The sequence below is a fragment of the Thauera linaloolentis 47Lol = DSM 12138 genome (assembly GCF_000310205.1).
GTDB lineage: Bacteria > Pseudomonadota > Gammaproteobacteria > Burkholderiales > Rhodocyclaceae > Thauera > Thauera linaloolentis.
Map to the genome: position 1 here is coordinate 21666 of NZ_AMXE01000032.1, position 16599 is coordinate 38264.

General features: G+C 66.7%; 16 protein-coding genes and 1 pseudogene. 7 read left to right on the forward strand and 10 right to left on the reverse strand.

The features are described 5' to 3' along the window. Positions 1–3: 3 nt before the first annotated feature. Genes C666_RS10065 through C666_RS10080 form a run of 4 tightly spaced genes read right to left on the reverse strand, consistent with a single transcriptional unit; the run spans position 4 to position 3387 of the window. A complete protein-coding gene (locus C666_RS10065; RefSeq protein WP_004337954.1) occupies positions 4–696 on the reverse strand; it encodes a dienelactone hydrolase family protein in 693 nt (230 codons plus the stop codon). Beyond that, positions 693–1259 (reverse strand): AmmeMemoRadiSam system protein A, encoded by a 567-nt coding sequence (amrA, locus tag C666_RS10070; protein WP_004337956.1) that lies wholly within the window; start codon positions 1257–1259, stop codon positions 693–695. Before amrA ends, C666_RS10065 begins: the two co-directional genes overlap by 4 nt. Next, positions 1246–2070, reverse strand: coding sequence for an AmmeMemoRadiSam system protein B (amrB, locus tag C666_RS10075; RefSeq protein WP_004337957.1), 825 nt, complete (start codon positions 2068–2070; stop codon positions 1246–1248). The genes amrA and amrB overlap by 14 nt, the downstream gene beginning before the upstream one ends. A 42-nt stretch (positions 2071–2112) precedes the next feature. After that, positions 2113–3387, reverse strand: coding sequence for an MgtC/SapB family protein (locus C666_RS10080; RefSeq protein WP_004337958.1), 1275 nt, complete (start codon positions 3385–3387; stop codon positions 2113–2115). A 116-nt stretch (positions 3388–3503) separates the two neighbouring features. Here C666_RS10080 and ispD point away from each other — a divergent pair, with 116 nt between their 5' ends. Together ispD and ispF are read left to right on the forward strand one after the other, a co-directional pair. Next, positions 3504–4214, forward strand: a complete 711-nt coding sequence (ispD, locus tag C666_RS10085) for a 2-C-methyl-D-erythritol 4-phosphate cytidylyltransferase (RefSeq protein WP_028792440.1) — start codon at positions 3504–3506, stop codon at positions 4212–4214. Then, positions 4211–4708: a 2-C-methyl-D-erythritol 2,4-cyclodiphosphate synthase gene (gene ispF / locus C666_RS10090; RefSeq protein ID WP_004337962.1), complete on the forward strand. Its 498-nt coding sequence runs from the start codon at positions 4211–4213 to the stop codon at positions 4706–4708. The genes ispD and ispF overlap by 4 nt, the downstream gene beginning before the upstream one ends. A gap of 214 nt (positions 4709–4922) precedes the next feature. On the opposite strand, the gene C666_RS10095 is transcribed toward ispF, so the two are convergent. From C666_RS10095 to C666_RS10110, 4 genes are all read right to left on the reverse strand, one after another. After that, the gene (locus tag C666_RS10095) at positions 4923–5363 is read right to left on the reverse strand and encodes a host attachment protein (protein WP_004337964.1); all 441 of its coding nucleotides are present in this window, start codon (positions 5361–5363) and stop codon (positions 4923–4925) included. 211 nt (positions 5364–5574) lie between these two features. Next, positions 5575–6039, reverse strand: coding sequence for a flavodoxin family protein (locus tag C666_RS10100; protein ID WP_004337965.1), 465 nt, complete (start codon positions 6037–6039; stop codon positions 5575–5577). Next, positions 6036–6812: a M90 family metallopeptidase gene (locus C666_RS10105; protein ID WP_004337966.1), complete on the reverse strand. Its 777-nt coding sequence runs from the start codon at positions 6810–6812 to the stop codon at positions 6036–6038. Before C666_RS10105 ends, C666_RS10100 begins: the two co-directional genes overlap by 4 nt. Positions 6813–6817: 5 nt before the next feature. Continuing rightward, positions 6818–7711 (reverse strand): DMT family transporter, encoded by an 894-nt coding sequence (locus C666_RS10110; protein WP_004337967.1) that lies wholly within the window; start codon positions 7709–7711, stop codon positions 6818–6820. 197 nt (positions 7712–7908) lie between these two features. On the opposite strand from C666_RS10110, the gene C666_RS10115 reads away from it, so the two are divergent. Further along, complete coding sequence (locus C666_RS10115) at positions 7909–10113, forward strand: RelA/SpoT family protein (protein WP_004337968.1); 2205 nt, start codon at positions 7909–7911, stop codon at positions 10111–10113. A gap of 75 nt (positions 10114–10188) precedes the next feature. On the opposite strand, the gene ppk1 is transcribed toward C666_RS10115, so the two are convergent. Then, the gene (gene ppk1 / locus C666_RS10120) at positions 10189–12270 is read right to left on the reverse strand and encodes a polyphosphate kinase 1 (RefSeq protein WP_004337969.1); all 2082 of its coding nucleotides are present in this window, start codon (positions 12268–12270) and stop codon (positions 10189–10191) included. A 203-nt stretch (positions 12271–12473) separates the two neighbouring features. On the opposite strand from ppk1, the gene ppx reads away from it, so the two are divergent. From ppx to C666_RS10135, 3 genes are all read left to right on the forward strand, one after another. Beyond that, the gene (gene ppx, locus C666_RS10125; protein ID WP_004337970.1) at positions 12474–13976 is read left to right on the forward strand and encodes an exopolyphosphatase; all 1503 of its coding nucleotides are present in this window, start codon (positions 12474–12476) and stop codon (positions 13974–13976) included. 150 nt (positions 13977–14126) lie between these two features. Further along, positions 14127–14927: an enoyl-CoA hydratase gene (locus tag C666_RS10130; protein WP_004337971.1), complete on the forward strand. Its 801-nt coding sequence runs from the start codon at positions 14127–14129 to the stop codon at positions 14925–14927. 40 nt (positions 14928–14967) lie between these two features. Beyond that, positions 14968–15732 carry a TatD family hydrolase gene (locus tag C666_RS10135; protein WP_004337972.1) on the forward strand — a complete coding sequence of 255 codons (765 nt, stop codon included), beginning with the start codon at positions 14968–14970 and terminating at the stop codon, positions 15730–15732. A gap of 12 nt (positions 15733–15744) precedes the next feature. On the opposite strand, the gene C666_RS10140 is transcribed toward C666_RS10135, so the two are convergent. Then, positions 15745–16350 (reverse strand): TetR/AcrR family transcriptional regulator, encoded by a 606-nt coding sequence (locus C666_RS10140; RefSeq protein ID WP_028792441.1) that lies wholly within the window; start codon positions 16348–16350, stop codon positions 15745–15747. 174 nt (positions 16351–16524) lie between these two features. Between C666_RS10140 and C666_RS20460 the strand changes: the two are divergent. Beyond that, positions 16525–16599 (forward strand): annotated as a pseudogene (locus C666_RS20460) (electron transfer flavoprotein subunit beta/FixA family protein); the annotation flags it as partial.

A 16599-nucleotide genomic window follows, 5' to 3' on the forward strand; every position in this document is an offset into this window, starting at 1 on the left:
GGCTCAGGGGCGGAGAGGCGTTGCGGGCGCTTGGCCGGGCGGCGGCGGGTCCGGCTCTTCCGTCCGCGGGATGTGCCGGCCCAGCCAGGCGCAGGCCGCCTGCGCGGCAAGCGCTTCCTGGTCGTGCTCGCTTCTCGCGGGAGGCAGCTTCAGCCAGTCGTGCCCGCCTTTCAGCAAGGGATAGGCCGAGGCCAGAATGGCTGCTTCCGGGCCGTCGGGCGCGACGACGAAGCGCGTCGGCGTGCGCACGGCGCGCAGGGGTTCGGCGCCGGCGAGATCCGGGCGCCCGCCGAGGCAGGCGATCGAGGTGAAGGCCTCGGGCATTCTGACGGCGGCGCGGATGGCCGCCGCGCAGCCGGTGCCGCTCGCGACCACGCCGAGCGCAAGGCCGACTAGCGAGGGCTGGTGCGCCGCCCAGTCGAGGGTGTCGAGGATGCGCTCGGTGAGGCGCGGAACGTTGAACGGCGCATCGGCGTCGTGCTGCGCCTCGTGGCGGGTCAGCAGGTCGACCGTCATCGTGGCGAAGCCGGCGGCCTGCAAGGCCAGTTCGAGCGGCTTCGGCGCCTGATCGAGCGGCGGATGCCCGGACGAATGGACGTACAGCGCCAGCGCGCGGACCTCTGGAGAATGGGCGAGCATGCCGTCAAGCCAGACGCCGTGCGCCGGAATGCTGAGCGGGGTGTGCCGGAGTTTCACGATGCGTACGTTCCGTCCGTGCGCCATGTTCTGACGCCATAGCGTGCCGCCATCAGCCCGTCCACCGGGCGCTCGATGGGGATGCCGGCTTTTTCCTTGAGGGCGGCGAGAAACAGCTCTGGCCGCGGCAGTTGCGCCCACATGCCGGGCAGCAGCGTGGTGCCGCGGCAGCCGGAGAACAGGATCACCCCATCCTCGTGGGGCCGCAGGCGGCGCAGCAAATCGGCCTCGTCGCTGAAGTCGATGAACTCGGGCTCGTCCAGCAGGCAGACCTCGATCTCCAGGCGAGTGAACTCGCTGCCATCCAGCGGGCGAAAGCGCGGGTCCTGGCTTGCCGCGGCGACCGCGTTGGCGATCACGTCGGCGCCCAACGGGCGAGTGCGCCGCACGCTGCCGATGCTGCCGCGCATCTGGCCATCCACGGTCAGCGTGACGAAGGTGGCGCCGCGTTCGGCGAGGCAGGGGTGGGACCCGGCTTCGGGCGCGGGGCCGAGCCCGAGGTGATGGGCGATCGCTTCGCGCGCGAGGCGCAGCAGCAGCGGGCCGGGTTCAGTGCCGGACATGGGGAGAGGGCTCCGATTCGCAGAAGGCGATGCTGGCGTAGCCGACGACGCGGTCGCGGTCGCCCGCGGTATCGCCGGAATTGCGCAGGTCGAGCAGATGGGGCTGGAGCAGGTGGCGGCGCGCGGCCAGCAGCAGCCCGTTGATCAGCGCTGCGCCGCAGGCCTGGTCGTGCTTGATGTCGGGGCGCAGCTCCAGTATCTGCTCGACGGTCGAGCGGTCGATCCATTGCGCCTGGAGGTAGGGCAGGTAGTGCGACAGGTCGGAACTGATCACGAGCAAGGTCTCCGGGCCGCCCCACAGCACGTCGAGCAGCTCCGCCGCCGCTTCGCCGGAAGTGTCGCCGGCGAGGACGGGCACCAGGGTGAAGCTGTCGAACATGGCCTGCAGGAAGGGCAACTGGACTTCGAGGCTGTGCGCGATGGCGTGCAGCCGGTCGTCGATGTGGACGTCGTCGCGCGCCTGCAGCGCCAGCCAGTCCGAGCGGCTCAGCGGCACTTCGCCCAGCGGTGTGGCGAAGGCCTGCGCCGCCGGCACCGCGAAACCGTGCAATGCGGCCTGGTGCGCCGGCCCCAGCAGGACGACGCGGCGAATCCGCTCGCGCATGCCGGCCAGCGTGCGATAGGCGTTGGCCGCGATGGCGCCGGAATCGAGATAGCCCGCATGCGGCACGATGATCGCCTTCGGCGCCGCGACCTGTTCGAGCGGCACGGCGGCGGCAAGCAGCTTGGCCACCTGCATGCGCAGCACGCGTTCGTCATCAGGGTAGTACTGCCCGGCAAGCATCGCCGGGCGGACAGAAGAAATCGCCATCTGAAGAATCTCCGAAACCTTGCTCCTGCCCCCGGTGCCCGGCTATGGGCGGCCGGGGCCGAGCAGCATCCACGTCATGCCGCCCGCCAGGCCGAATCCAACCGCCCCCATGCCGGGGAGCACCTTCGTCGCCACCGGGCGTCCGCCAATGGTGAGCGCCATCATGCACTTGAAGAACAGATTGGCGAGCAGGGCGATGCCGATCGAGGTGACCGTGGCCTGCAGCCCGAGCTTTTCCATGGCGAACAGGCGCAGGCTGGAGAGCATGATCGGATCGACGTCGGTGAAACCCGATACCAGCGCGAGCACGTACATGCCGCGATTGCCGAAATAATCCGACAGCCAGGCCGCCGACACCAGCACCAGCGCATACAGCAGGCCGAATCCGAGTGCCGTCTTCAACTCGGTCGGGTTCGTGGTCTGCGGCAGCACGGCTTCGCCGCGTTCGTTGAGCCGCCGCCAGTTCCACGCGATCGCCAACACGCCCAGCAGCATGCCCGGCACCACGATGGTCATCAGCGGCTTCACGACGGGCAGGGCAAGGACGGAGACGATGGCGGTGACGCGTACCAGCATGACGAGGTTGGCGAGCACGATCACCATCGCGGCCATTGCCGACAGGCCGTCGGAGGACTGGGCCTGGCGCGCGTACACCATGGTCGTCGCGGTGCTCGACGCCAGCCCGCCGAAGATGCCGACGAAGACCGCGCCATAGCGCGCGCCGGCGATCTGCAGGGCGGCGTAGCCGGCCAGGCTGACGCCGGAAATCAGCACCACCATCCACCATATCTGATAAGGGTTCAGCGCGCCGAAGGGGCCCAGCTCCTCGTTCGGCAGGATGGGCAGGATCACCAGCGAGAGCACGCCGAACTGCAGCATCGAGATCCAGTCGCGCGGCTCCAGGCGCGTCGCGATGCCGCGCAACTGGGCCTTGAAGTACAGCAGCACGGTCGTGCCGACCGCGAGCATCACGGCCAGTTGCGCATGCCCCAGCCAGGTCGCGGCACCCAGGCAGTAGCACAGCAGCAGGGCGGCGACCGAGGTCGTGCCGGGGTCGGACGCGTCGGGGTGGCGCAGATAGGCGCTGATGATCGTCAGGCCGACGATGACGAGCCCGGCGACGAAGGGAGCGATGCTCTGCAGGCTCTGCCCCAGCATCATCGCCAGGGCGCCGAACATGCCCACCAGGCCGAAGGTGCGCAGGCCGGCGCGCGCCGACGGCACGCGTTCGCGCTCCAGCCCGATCAGCAGACCGATTCCGATCGCGATCAGGAAGGCCTCGATCTGGGCCGGGTCGAGCGGCATGGAAGCAGGCATGGCAGGACGGATGCTCGTGCAGGGCGTATGGAGCGCATCATACCCTGTGCCCCGTGCCATGCGGTTTTGCGGCCATCGGCGCGTGCTGCCGGGAGAGCCCGGTTAGAATGCGCGCCATGCAGAATTTCCACCCCCGCCATTTCGCCATCGTGCCGGCCGCGGGCAGCGGCTCGCGCATGGGCGCCGTGCGCCCCAAGCAGTATCTTCCCCTGCTCGGCCGCCCGCTGATCCATCACGCCTTGTCGGTGCTGTGCGCCTCGCCGGATATCGACAAGGTGTTCGTCGTCCTGTCGGTCGATGATGCGGAGTGGTCCCGGCACGACTGGTCGACGCTGGGCGGCAAGCTCGTGCCATTGTTCTGCGGTGGGGCGACGCGCGCGGACAGCGTGCTCGGCGGCCTGCGGGCCATCTCGGGCGAGGCCGCGCAGTCCGACTGGGTGCTGGTGCACGACGCCGCGCGCCCCTGCCTCGCGCCCTGGCATATCGACAAGCTGGTGCGCGAACTGGCGCATGACGAGGTGGGCGGCTTGCTGGCGGTGCCGGTGGCCGACACGCTCAAGCGCGCCGACCCGCAACGGCATGTCGCCGGGACCGTGCCGCGCGACAGCCTGTGGCAGGCGCAGACGCCGCAGATGTTCCGCTACGTGATGCTGCGCCGCGCGCTCCAAGGCGCCACCGACGTCACCGACGAGGCCAGCGCGATCGAGGCCGCCGGCCTGCGCCCGCGCCTGGTGCAGGGCGATGCGACCAACCTGAAAGTGACTTACCCGCTCGACCTGCACCTGGCCGAGTGGATACTCCAGAACCGCGAGGGAGCAAGACCATGAACGTTCCGTTTCGAATCGGACAGGGTTTCGACGTCCATGCCTTCGTGCCCGGCCGGCCGCTGATCATCGGCGGCGTGACGATTCCCTTTCCACGCGGGCTGCTCGGCCATTCCGACGCCGATGTGCTGCTGCACGCCGTCACCGACGCCCTGCTGGGCGCCGCCGGCCTGGGCGACATCGGCCGCCTGTTTCCCGATACCGATCCGCGGCATGCCGGCGCCGACAGCCGCGTGCTGCTACGCGAAGCCTATGCGCGCGTGCGCGCGGCGGGCTGGCAGGCGGTGAATATCGACGCCACGATCATCTGCGCCGCGCCAAAGATCATGCCCCACGCGCCGGCGATGGTCGCCAATATCGCTGCCGATCTCGCGATGGATGCGGGAGCGATCAACATCAAGGGCAAGACCACCGAAAAGCTCGGCTTCACCGGGCGCGGGGAGGGGATCGCGACGCAGGTCGTGGCCTTGCTCGGGCGAAGCGCGGCGCCAGCCTGAGCCTCGGCGCGCGCGGGGCCGAAACGACTGCGGGGCCGGCGTTGTTCGGCGCCGGCCCCGCGTTCTTCCACGGTGGGGGGCATCGCGCCCGCCGCACCGTCAGATCTCCTGGACGGAGACATCGATGGATGTGTGCTGATCGTTCAGTACGGATCGTGAAGAATGTCGTACCCGCTCAAATCGCTTCTCCTTCGAAAGCGCCGTCGAACCGGCATCAGAGATAGATCGCCGAGGCGAGCCGCTGGCTCAGTTCCGGCTCGGCCGTCTTGGTGTAGTCCTTTTCGAAGCGGTCGCTGATCAGTTGCGCCGTCGGGCCGTCGATGACGGTATTGAGCATGCCCATGAAGGCCGGCGGGGCGACCAGGATGGCGCGCCTGAAGGCGTTCGTCGCGCGCCCCTGGTACAGGGCCTGGGCGATTTCCTGCGCGAATACCTTGGCTTCGTGCTGTTTCGGGAGTGTCTGTGGCTGCATCGACCCGCCGCCACCGCCATTGGCGCCCATCGCACCCGAACGGTCGGTGACGAGTTGCGAGTTCTTCTGCCTGCTTTCGGGGTGGATCAGTTCCTTGACCAGCGTGAGCCCCTTGTTGGGGCCGAGATTCGCGTACAGCTTCGCCAGGCTGGCGTTGGCAACCAAAATCCAGGTTATAGCCATGAGACAACCTCCGTTGCATGAAAAGGATGACGTGCCGCCCATGCACCAAAGTGGGTCCACGGGACGACACTCGTTCAAGCTTAGCCACTCGTTCGGGGGCTGCCAAACTCATTTTTTGCCGTATTGTGAAAATGAGTTCCGGTAAGCGGATTCTGCGCGGCAAAACCGCGTCGCTGCAGGCCGTGCCCCGGCTGGCGACCGGAATGCCCGCTCAAAAAATTCCCATCGCCAGCCCGGAGGCCATCGCTTCGCCGAGCTCCTCCGCGGCGCGCAGGTGTCCGGTGGTGACTGCCTTGCGTGCGATCAGCGCCTCGGCGACGCTTTTCCAGCCATAGCCGTTGGCGATGCGCCCGATCTCGCGCACGGCGCCCGTGCCGTCGTTGCCGGCGCTGACGAAGATCGCGTAGGGCAGGCCGACGAGCCTGCCTTCACAAGGGTAATAGGTGCGGTCGAAGAAGTCCTTCAGCGCGCCCGACATGGTGCCGAAGTTTTCCGGTGTGCCGAGCAGCAGGCCGTCGCAGGCCAGCAGCTCGTCCGTGCCCGCGTCGAAGGCGCGCATCAGCCGGGTGTCGGTTTCATCGACGCGCGCAGCGCCGCGCAGGACCGCCTCGGCCAGGCTGCCGGTATTGCCCGATTGGGTGTGGTACACGATCAGCAGGCGCTTGCGGGGGCTCATGCCGCACCTCCGGACGACGCCTCCCGCACGGCGGGATCGACGCCGTAGAAATGTGCGAGCTGCGCGTAGACCCGTGGAAAGCGGCGCTGCAGTACATGGGGCGTTTCGAAGAATACTTCCGAGACGACGGCGAAGAATTCGCCCGGATGCTCCGCGCCGTAGGGGTCGATGGCCGTTTCGGCACCGCTGTCCACTTCCTCGCAGAAATCCTCGTAGGCCTGCGTGAAATCCGCCGCCCAGGCCTGGCGTGACATGCCGGGCCGCAGCCGCGGCAGGCCGTCCACGCCACCGTTCTCCATGTCGAGCTTGTGGGCGAATTCGTGGATCACGACGTTGACGCCTGCCGGCTGTCCGGCGCCGCCGAACCAGGACAGCAGCACCGGGCCGCCTTCCCACGCCTCGCCCAGCACTTCGTCGTCGTACTCGTGCACCACGCCGGCTTCGTCGTACTCGCGCCGGGGAATGATGAAATCTCCCGGATACACGATCACGCCCACCCAGCCTCGGTAGGCCTGCAGGCCGATGTTCAGGACCGGCAGGCAGGCCTGCAGCGCGATGCCGAGCAGGATGTCGTCGTCGAGTTCGAGTCCGTTGGCGCCGTGGAACTGTTTGCCGGACAGGAATTCCAGCGCCATGCGGCGCAGGCGCGGGCGATCGCCGGGGTCGAGGTAGTCGAGGAAGGGCAGGCCGGCCTCGACCCGCGCCCACTGGCGCGCGGGCACCGTGGGCGAGGACCTGGAAAACCCGAACCAGCGGCGCAGACGCTCGAACATGCGATTCAGGCCGCCGGCCTGCGCGTGGTCAGGAAAATACCGGCGAACACCAGCGCGATGCCGGCGAAGTGGTACCACTGAGGACGTTCGTCAAGGAAGATCGCGGCCAGGATGGTCGCGAACACCGGCATCAGGTGGATGAAGAGCGAGCCGCGCGCGGGCCCCACCGCCGCGACGCCGGCGTTGTAGAACACGTAGCCGAGGAAGCCCGGGAAGATGCCGGTGTAGAGGATGCCGCCCACCGAGGCCAGGTTGAGGTTGATGTGCCGCCCAGTGGACAGCTCCCAAGCGTAGGCCGGCGTCAGCGCGAGCAGGCCGACCACGGTGAACGCGGCCAGCATCAGCATCGGATCGATGCCTTCGGGCCGCTTCTGCAGGCCGACGGTATACAGCCCCCACACGGTCACTGCGGCCAGCATCCACAGGTCGCCGGTGTTCAGCGTCAGGCCGAGCAGGGTGTCCAGGCTGCCGCGGCTGACGATCGTGGCGACGCCGAGCAGCGATACCGCCACGCCCAGCGCTTCGGCGCGGCTCAGGCGCTTGCCGTAGAACAGGAAGCCGAAGGCGATGGTGGCGATGGGGATGAAGGAGTTCAGCAGCGTGGCGCTGGTCGCGGTGGTGTGCTGCAGGGCGAGGTAGGCGAAGGTGTTGTAGCCGCCGACGCCGAGCAGGCCCAGCACGATGATGGTCGGCCAGGATGCGCGCAGCCTGCGCCACTGGCTGCCCAGGTGGGGCAGGGCAAGGGGGGCGAGCAGGGCGAGCGCGATCATCCAGCGCCAGAATGCGAGCGCGATCGGTGGTACGTCGGCGCGGATGCCGCGGCCCATCACCATATTGCCCGACCAGAACAAGGCCGTGAGGGTGAGCAGGAGGTAGGGGTTGGCGTCGAGGCGGTGCATCGTCGGTTCGGTCTGGTGAGTGCATCGGAGCCGGCATGCTGTCTTTCGCCGGCGCTACAGGGCGGGGATGATCGCACAGCGGGAACGCGGGGCGAACCCTGGGGTGGCCCCCGCCCGGGTCGCTGTTGCATTTGCATGCATCCTGCGCGGTCGGATGACACGCTCGCGGCGCTGTCCGGTATGGGATAATTCGCGCCATGGTTTCCGTCACCCATGCCATCTCCCAGGGCGATACCGCCCCCCCGGTCGACCTGCTCGCCGCCGGCCTGACGGCCGAAGAACGCGGCAAGATCGAGTCCGCCCTCGAATGGATTTCCGAACTGTACGAAGGCAAGGTGCTCGGTACCGGCGAATCCGCCTGGACCCACGCGATCGGCACCGCGCTGATCGCGGCTTCGCTGAGGCTGGACGCGGATACGCGCATCGCCGCCTTGCTGTTCGCGGTGTGGGACGAAGTCGAAGACCCGGCCGAGGAGATCGAGTCGCGTTTCGATACCGACATCTGCTGCCTCGTGCGCGGGCTGCACAAGCTCAACGGCCTGCGCGTGCTGACGCGCATGACGGCGACCGCCACCGCGCCCGAGATCCGCGCCCAGACCGAAGTCCTGCGCAAGATGCTGCTGGCGATGGTCGAGGACATCCGCGTCGTGCTGGTGCGGCTGGCTTCGCGCACGCAGACGCTGCGCTTCTACACCGATCTGCCGGGCGATGCGCGCGTGGATGTGGCGCGCGAAAGCCTGGACATCTACGCGCCGCTGGCCAACCGGCTGGGCATCTGGCAGCTCAAGTGGGAACTGGAGGATCTTTCCTTCCGTTTCATCGAGCCCGACACCTACAAGCGCATCGCCAGGATGCTCGACGAGCGCCGGGTGGAACGCGAGCAGTTCATCCAGGACGCGATCGAGCGCCTCCGGACCGAGTTGGTGGCGGTCGGCGTCAAGGCCGAGATCACCGGCCGGGCCAAGCATATCTACAGCATCTACAACAAGATGCGCAAGAAGCGGCTCGACTTCTCGCAAGTGTTCGACATCCGTGCCCTGCGCGTGCTGGTCGACGAGGTCAAGGACTGCTACACGGTGCTCGGCTTCGTGCACCAGATCTGGCAACCGATCGCGAAGGAGTTCGACGACTACATCACCAAGCCCAAGGGCAACAACTACCAGTCGCTGCACACCGCCGTGCTGGCCGGCGACGGCCGCGCGCTGGAAGTGCAGATCCGCACCTACGACATGCACAAGCATGCCGAGCTCGGGGTCGCGGCGCACTGGCGCTACAAGGAAGGTTCGCAGTCCGGCTCGGACTACGACGAAAAGATCGCACTGCTGCGCAACCTGCTGTCGTGGCGCGACGAGGTCACCGATTCCGCGCACTGGTTGGAACAGTTCAAGCGCGCCTCGCTCGACGACACGCTGTACGTGCTGACCCCGCAGGGCAAGGTCGTGGATCTGCCGCGCGGCGGGACACCGATCGATTTCGCCTATCGCCTGCACACCGACCTCGGCCACCGCTGCCGTGGCGCGAAGGTCGATGGCCATCTGGTGCCGCTGAACACGCCGCTGGAGAACGGCCAGACGGTCGAGATCACCACGGTGAAGGAGGGCGGCCCCTCGCGCGACTGGCTCGACGCGCGGCAGCACTACGTCAATACCTCGCGGGCGCGCAACAAGATCAAGCAATACTTCGCCCAGCTCGACGAGGAAGATCTGCTCGCGCGCGGCCGCAGCTTCGTCGCGCGGGAGATGCAGCGCGACGGCCACAGCCAGGCCAACCTCGACGGCCTTGCCGAGCGCCTCGGCTTCAAGAACGCCGAGGCGCTCTTCCTGGCCGCCGGCCGTGGCGAAGTGGGGCCGCGCTCGGTGCAGGTGGCGCTGCGCGAAGGCAGTGCTCCCGCGCCGGAAGCGCCGGTCGAGCCGGATTTCGTCGTCGGCCGCAGCCGCTCGGGCGACAATTCCGACAAAATCCTCATCGTCGGCGTCGGCAAGCTGATGACCTCGCTGTCGCGCTGCTGCAAGCCCGCGCCGCCGGACGCGATCGAAGGTTTCGTCACGCGCGGACGCGGCATATCCATCCATCGTGTCGACTGCCACGACTTCCAACTGCTGGCGAGCAAGCACCCGGAAAGGGTGATTTCGGCGGAATGGGGCGAGCAGGCCGCCGACAGCAAGACGGCGCTGTACCAGGTCGACATCACCGTTCAGGCGATGGACCGGCAAGGCTTGCTGCGCGACATTTCTGAAGTGCTGTCGCGCGAAAAGCTGAACGTGATCGCGGTGAATACGCTGACCAAGAAGGGGACGGCCTACATGCGCTTCACGATGGAGGTCAATGGCATCAAGCAGGTTCAGCGCGCCATCACCCTGATCCGTGAAGTGTCCGGCGTGATCGACGCGCAGCGCAAGTAAGGCCGCGGCTGTCCGCCCAATGGCATCGGGGCCGTGTCGCAGTGACACGGCCCCGATGTCTTTCCCCGCGTCCGGTCAACTGCTGGCGGCCAGTTCCTTGAGCAGGATCATCTGTGCCGCACGGCGCGTGCCGCGCGGATTCCTGCGCCGGTAGCGGCCGTCGGACAGCATTTCCCACGCCTGGCAATTGTCGCCGAGATACGGGCGCAGGCCTTCCTTCATCACGCGCCGCTTCAGGCGCGGGTCGAGCACAGGGAAGGCGATCTCGATGCGGCGGAAGAAATTGCGGTCCATCCAGTCGGCGCTGGAGAGGAACATCAGGTCTTCGCCGTCGGCATGGAAGTGGAAGATGCGGTGGTGCTCGAGGAAGCGGCCGATGACCGACCTCACGCGGATGTTGTCCGACAGGCCGGCAACGCCCGGCCTGAGCGCGCACGGTCCGCGCACGATGAGGTCGATCTCGACGCCGGCCTGCGAGGCTTCGTACAGCGCCTCGATGGTTTCAGGCTCGAGCAGTGCGTTCATCTTGGCGATGATGCGGCCGCGGCGGCCCTCGCGGGCGATTTCCGCCTCGCGCTTGATCGCCTCGACGACCTTGGGCTGCAGCGTGAAGGGCGCCTGCCACAGGTGGCGCAGTTCGCTGGCGGTGCCGAGCCCGGTCAATTGCTTGAACACGGTGGCGACGTCTTCGCCGATTTCCTCGTTGGCGGTGAGCAGGCCGAAGTCGGTGTAGAAGCGGGTGGTGCGCGGGTGGTAGTTGCCCGTGCCCAGGTGTACGTAGTGGCGCAGGCCGTGTTCCTCGCGCCGCACCACCATCAGCAGCTTGGCATGGGTCTTGTAGCCGAACACGCCATACACCACATGCGCGCCGACTTCTTCCAGCCGGTTCGCCCAGGTGATGTTCGCCTCTTCGTCGAAGCGGGCCATCAGTTCCAGCACCACGGTCACTTCCTTGCCCTTCTGCGCGGCGCGCACCAGATGCTCCATCAGCACCGAGTCGGTGCCGGTGCGATACACCGTCATCTTGATCGCGAGCACCTGGGGGTCGTCCGCTGCCGCGCGCAGCAGGTCGATTACCGGCACGAAGCTCTGGAACGGGTGGTGGAGCAATACGTCGGTATTGCGCAGCGCGGCGAAGATCTGCCGCCGCTTGTCGAACGCCTTGGGCGTGCCCGGCACGAAAGGCGTGTACTTGAGATCGGGCCGTTCCACCCAGTCGGGAACCTGCATCAGGCGCACCAGATTGACGATGCCCGGCGTGCGGTACAGATCGTCCTGTTCGAGGTGGAAGTGCTGCAGCAGGAAGGCGGCCATTTCCTCCGAACAACTGTCGGCCACTTCCAGGCGCACCGCGTCGCCGTAATGGCGCTGCTGCAGTTCGCCCTTCAGCGAGGTGCGCAGGTCCTTGACCTCTTCCTCATCGACGAACAGGTCAGAGTTGCGCGTCACCCGGAACTGGTAGCAGCCGAGTACGTTCATGCCCGAGAACAGTTCCCCGACATGCGAGTGCAGCACCGAGGACAGGAACACGAAGGTGTATTCCTGCTCGCAGATTTCGCGCGGCAGGCGGATGACGCGGGGCAGGGCGCGCGGCGCCTGGACGATGGCGGCGCCCGAGTCGCGGCCGAAGGCGTCGCGCCCTTCGAGCTCGACGGCGAAGTTCAGGCTCTTGTTGAGCACGCGCGGGAAGGGGTGGGCCGGGTCGAGCCCGATCGGCGTCAGCACCGGCATCACTTCGCGCATGAAATAGTCGCGAATCCACCGAAGCTGAGTTTCCGTCCATTCGCTGCGGCGCAGGAAAACCACGCCTTCCTTCTCGAGCGCGGGGAGGATGTCGTCGTTGAGCAGGCTGTACTGCTCGGAGATGATGTCGTGTACCTCGTCGCTGACCCGTTCCAGCAGCTCACGCGGCGAAATGCCGTCGTTGCCGGCCTTGCGGCTGCCGATGCGGATCTGCTCCTTGATGCCGGACACGCGGATCTCGAAGAACTCGTCGAGGTTGCTCGATACGATGCACATGAAGCGCAGGCGCTCGAGCAGCGGCACGGTCGGATCGGCGGCCTGCGCGAGCACGCGGCGCTGGAACTGCAGCAAGGACAGTTCGCGGTTGATGAAATGGTCGGTGGGGTAGCTGCGTTCGTTCTTCGGGGCGTACATGGCGATCCGGGTTCGCGGTGAAGGGGCAACCCCGATTATGTGACAGATTCGTTGCGGGATCATGACAGCCGCGGCCAGCAGCGGGCCGGGTGCGGCAAAGCCGCGGCAAGTCTGTTCGCCGCAATATATCCTGCTGCAACGCAACGGGGGCCGGGTGCTAGAATCCGCGCCTCGGGCTCCGTGCCATTCATGCCAAAATTCTAATGATGCGAAATCTCATTGCAGCGGTCGACCTTGGTTCCAACAGCTTTCGACTGCAGGTCGGCCGCATCGTCAATGACCAGATCTACCCCCTCGATGGGCTGAAGGAACCGGTGCGCCTCGCGGCCGGCCTGTCATCGGACAAGATTCTCGATCTCGACGCCCAGCAGCGCGGCGTGGTTGCCCTGCAGCGCTTTCGCGAACGTCTGCACGATTTTGATGCCGGCGCGGTGCGCGCGGTGGCGACCAATACCCTGCGGGTGGCCAAGAATGCTCCGCAGTTCCTGATCCACGCCGAGGCGGCGCTGGGTTTCCCGATCGAGGTCATCGCCGGCCGGGAAGAAGCCCGCCTCATCTATGTCGGCGTGGCGCACACCCTGCCCGATCCGCACAAGCAGCAGCTGGTGGTCGATATCGGCGGGGGGTCGACCGAGTTCGTCATCGGCAAGAGCTTCGAGCCCTTGCTGCTCGAATCGCGCTACATGGGCTGTGTCGGCTACAGCCTGCGCTTCTTCCCGGATGGCCGTATCGACAAGCGCAGCATGAAGGAAGCCGAATTCGCCGCGCGGCGCGAACTGCAGAGCATCGTCGCCGCCTATCGCGAAGCGGGCTGGGAGGAAGCCGTCGGCTCCAGCGGATCGGCCAAGGCGCTGACCGAGATCCTCGAACAGAACGGCTTCTCGCGTTCGGGGATCACCCGCGACGGGCTCGAACGCTTCAAGGCCGAACTGCTGCGCGCGGGCCGCATCGATGCGCTTGATCTTGCCGGGCTGAAGGGCGATCGCCTGCCGGTCATCCTCGGCGGCTTCGCCATCATGAGCGCCATCTTCAAGGAATTCGACATCGAGCGCATGGTGTTCTCCGAAGGCGCGCTGCGCCTGGGCGTGCTCTATGACCTGCTCGGACGCTACCATCACCACGACCTGCGCGACGCCACGGTCAATGCTTTCGTGCGCCGCTACAACGTCGACCTGCGCCAGGCGCAGCAGGTGGCGGATACCGCCTGCAGTCTGCTGGCCCAGCTCGAACCCGGGATGGCCGATCCGGAGAACCTCGATCGGCGCTTCCTGTGCTGGGCCGCGCTGCTGCACGAGATCGGCATTTCGGTTGCCCATTCGAGCTATCACAAGCACAGCGCCTACATCGTCGCCAATGCCGACATGCCGGGGTTCTCGCGCATGGACCAGGGACGCCTGTCGCGCCTGGTGCTGTCGCACCGAGGCAAGCTCGAGCGTGTGTCGGCGATCGATCCCGGCAATGTGGACTGGCTGTTGATCGCCTGTCTGAGGCTGGCCGTGGTCATCCACCGCGCGCGCGACGCGCGCGGCACGCCGCCGATCACGATGCGGCGCGAGGGGCGCGGCTTCAGCGTGAACACGCCGCCGGGCTGGCTGCAGAAGCTACCGCTCACCGCCGCGGCGCTGAACGAGGAGCAGCGGCAGTGGGGGGCGCTCGGGCGCGGGCTTTACATCCGCTCGCCGGGCGTGCGCAGTCCGGCCGCCTGACGATCCGGCCTCGGCACGCGCCACGCCCGCCGGCTGATCGGAATGAACGGGGGTGGCCCTTCATCGAATGAAGCGCTACCATGAAGTCTGGTTGACGTTAACGTTAACTCGCTTTCACCCAATACAAGACAACCAGCCGGAGGAGTCCCGATGAGCGCCGTCCCTGTTTCCAGTGCCGAACCCATGCTGCTGCGCCATGACGATGGCGGTATTGCCACGCTGACGCTGAATCGCCCGAACCAGTTCAACTCGCTTTCCTTCGACATGCTCGAGACGCTGATCGCCGCGGTGGACGACATCGCGCGCGACGACAGCGTGCGCGTGGTCGTGCTGGCGGGCGAGGGCAGGGCGTTCTGCGCCGGGCATGACCTGAAGGAAATGCGCGGCAACTACAGCAAGGATTTCCAGCAGAAGCTGTTCCGCCTGTGCGGAAAGTTCATGATGAAGCTGACCGAGCTGCCGCAGCCGGTCATCGCCCGCGTGCACGGCATCGCCACCGCAGCGGGCTGCCAGTTGGTGTCGATGTGCGATCTCGCCGTGGCTGCGGACGTGGCGCGCTTCGCGGTGTCGGGCATCAACGTGGGCCTGTTCTGCGCCACGCCCAGCGTGGGCCTGTCGCGTAACATGGGACGCAAGGAAGCCTTCGAGATGCTGGTCACCGGGGATTTCATCGATGCGCACGAGGCACAGCGGCGGGGGCTGGTGAACCGCGTGGTGCCGCTCGACCGGCTGGACGACGAAATCGCCGGCCTCGCGGCCTCGATCGTCGCCAAGTCACCGGTCGCGATCCGGATGGGCAAGCAGATGTTCTACAAGCAGCTCGAGATGGGGCTGGATGCCGCCTATCAGATGGCGTCCGAGACGATGGCTTGCAACGCCATGTGCGAAGACGCGGCCGAGGGCATGGATGCCTTTGCCGCCAAGCGCAAGCCGGTGTGGAAGGGCCGCTGAGCACTCCATCGCGGCGGCCGGGCAAGACCGCGGTTGCGGCATGCTGATCGACACCCATGTCCATCTCGATGCGGCCGAGTTCGATCCGGACCGCCCGCAGGTCATCGCAGCCGCCCGCGCCGCGGGCGTCGCCGGCTTCGTGCTGCCGGCGGTCGGGCGGGGCAACTTCGATGGGGTCCGGCAACTGGCCGAATCGAATGCCGGCATGTGTTGTGCGCTCGGCATCCATCCGCTCTACGTGATGTCCTCGCACATCGAGGATGTCGACGTGCTCGACCAGCGCCTGGGCGAGGGCTGGGCGGTCGCCGTCGGCGAGATCGGCCTCGATCATTTCGTCGAAGGTATCGATCGCCAGCGCCAGCTCGAGTTCTTCGTCGCGCAGCTCGCGCTCGCACGGCGCCATGCGCTCCCGGTCATCCTGCATGTGCGCCGCGCGGTCGATCCGATTCTGAAGCAACTGCGGCGCATCGGCGTGCCGGGCGGCATCGCCCATGCGTTCAATGGCAGCCGGCAGCAGGCCGATGCCTTCATCGGGATGGGTTTCAAGCTCGGCTTCGGTGGGACGATGAGCTTCAGCGGTTCGACGCGCATCCGCGGGCTCGCCGCCACGCTGCCACTGGATTCGATCGTGCTCGAAACCGACGCGCCGGACATCCCGCCCGAATGGGCTCAGGGAGGGCGCAACGAACCGGCGAACCTGCCGCGCTATGCGAGGATTCTTGCGGAGCTGCGCGGCATCGATGCGGGCGAGGCCATCGAGGCAACCGGGCGCAACGCGATGCAGGCCCTGCGCTGGAAGCCCTGACCGGGCGGGGCCTCAGGTCGCAGCTTCCGGCGGCCGAGCGGATTGCGAGCGCGCGATCAGGTCGGCGATGTCGCGTTTGAGGCGCACCACGTCACTGTCGAATTTTTCGTAGATCATCAGAGAAACACCGAACACGTAGGCATAGAGCAGCATGCAGCGGCTCGATGCCTCTTCCATCGGCACGCCACAGGCCAGGAAGAGATCACGCGCGCAGCGCAGACGGACGTCATCCACTTCGGCGACGATCGCGGCGGCCTCGGCATCACGGCGAGCCCAGTCCCGTACCGCAAGTTCGATCATCATGCCGCGGCGGCTGCGGCTGGCGCTATACACGTCGATGACGTGGTAGATCTGGGCCAGCTCCTTCCCCGGCTGGGCGCGGGTCTGCTTGATGATGTCGCAGAGCCGGCCTTCCTTCCAGTGCTGCAGGATGGCCATCAGCAGGTCGCGGCGATCGTCGAAATGCCAGTAGAAACTGCCTTTCGTGACCTTGAGCCGCTTGGCGAGGACTTCGACGCGCAGACCGGCGATGCCTTCCTCGGCCATGACCTCGATAGCGGCAGTGATCCAGCTTTGGCGGTCGAGCTGGGTCCGTGGTTTTTTAGATGTTTTTTCCATACGGAATAGTATTGACGATTCTTGTTCCATACGCTACCGTATGTCGGGATGGCATTTCACGCTGGCCGGTGTCCCGTACGGTACGCGTGTCATGTACACGGAGCAGTGACATAATCACCCACTCCGGTCGCAATCGCCGGAGGAGACTTTGATCAACAAAAGGAGCGCGGCAGAGTGAAGATTCTCGTACCCGTCAAACGCGTTGTTGACTACAACGTGAAGGTTCGCGTCAAGGCCGACGGCGGCGGT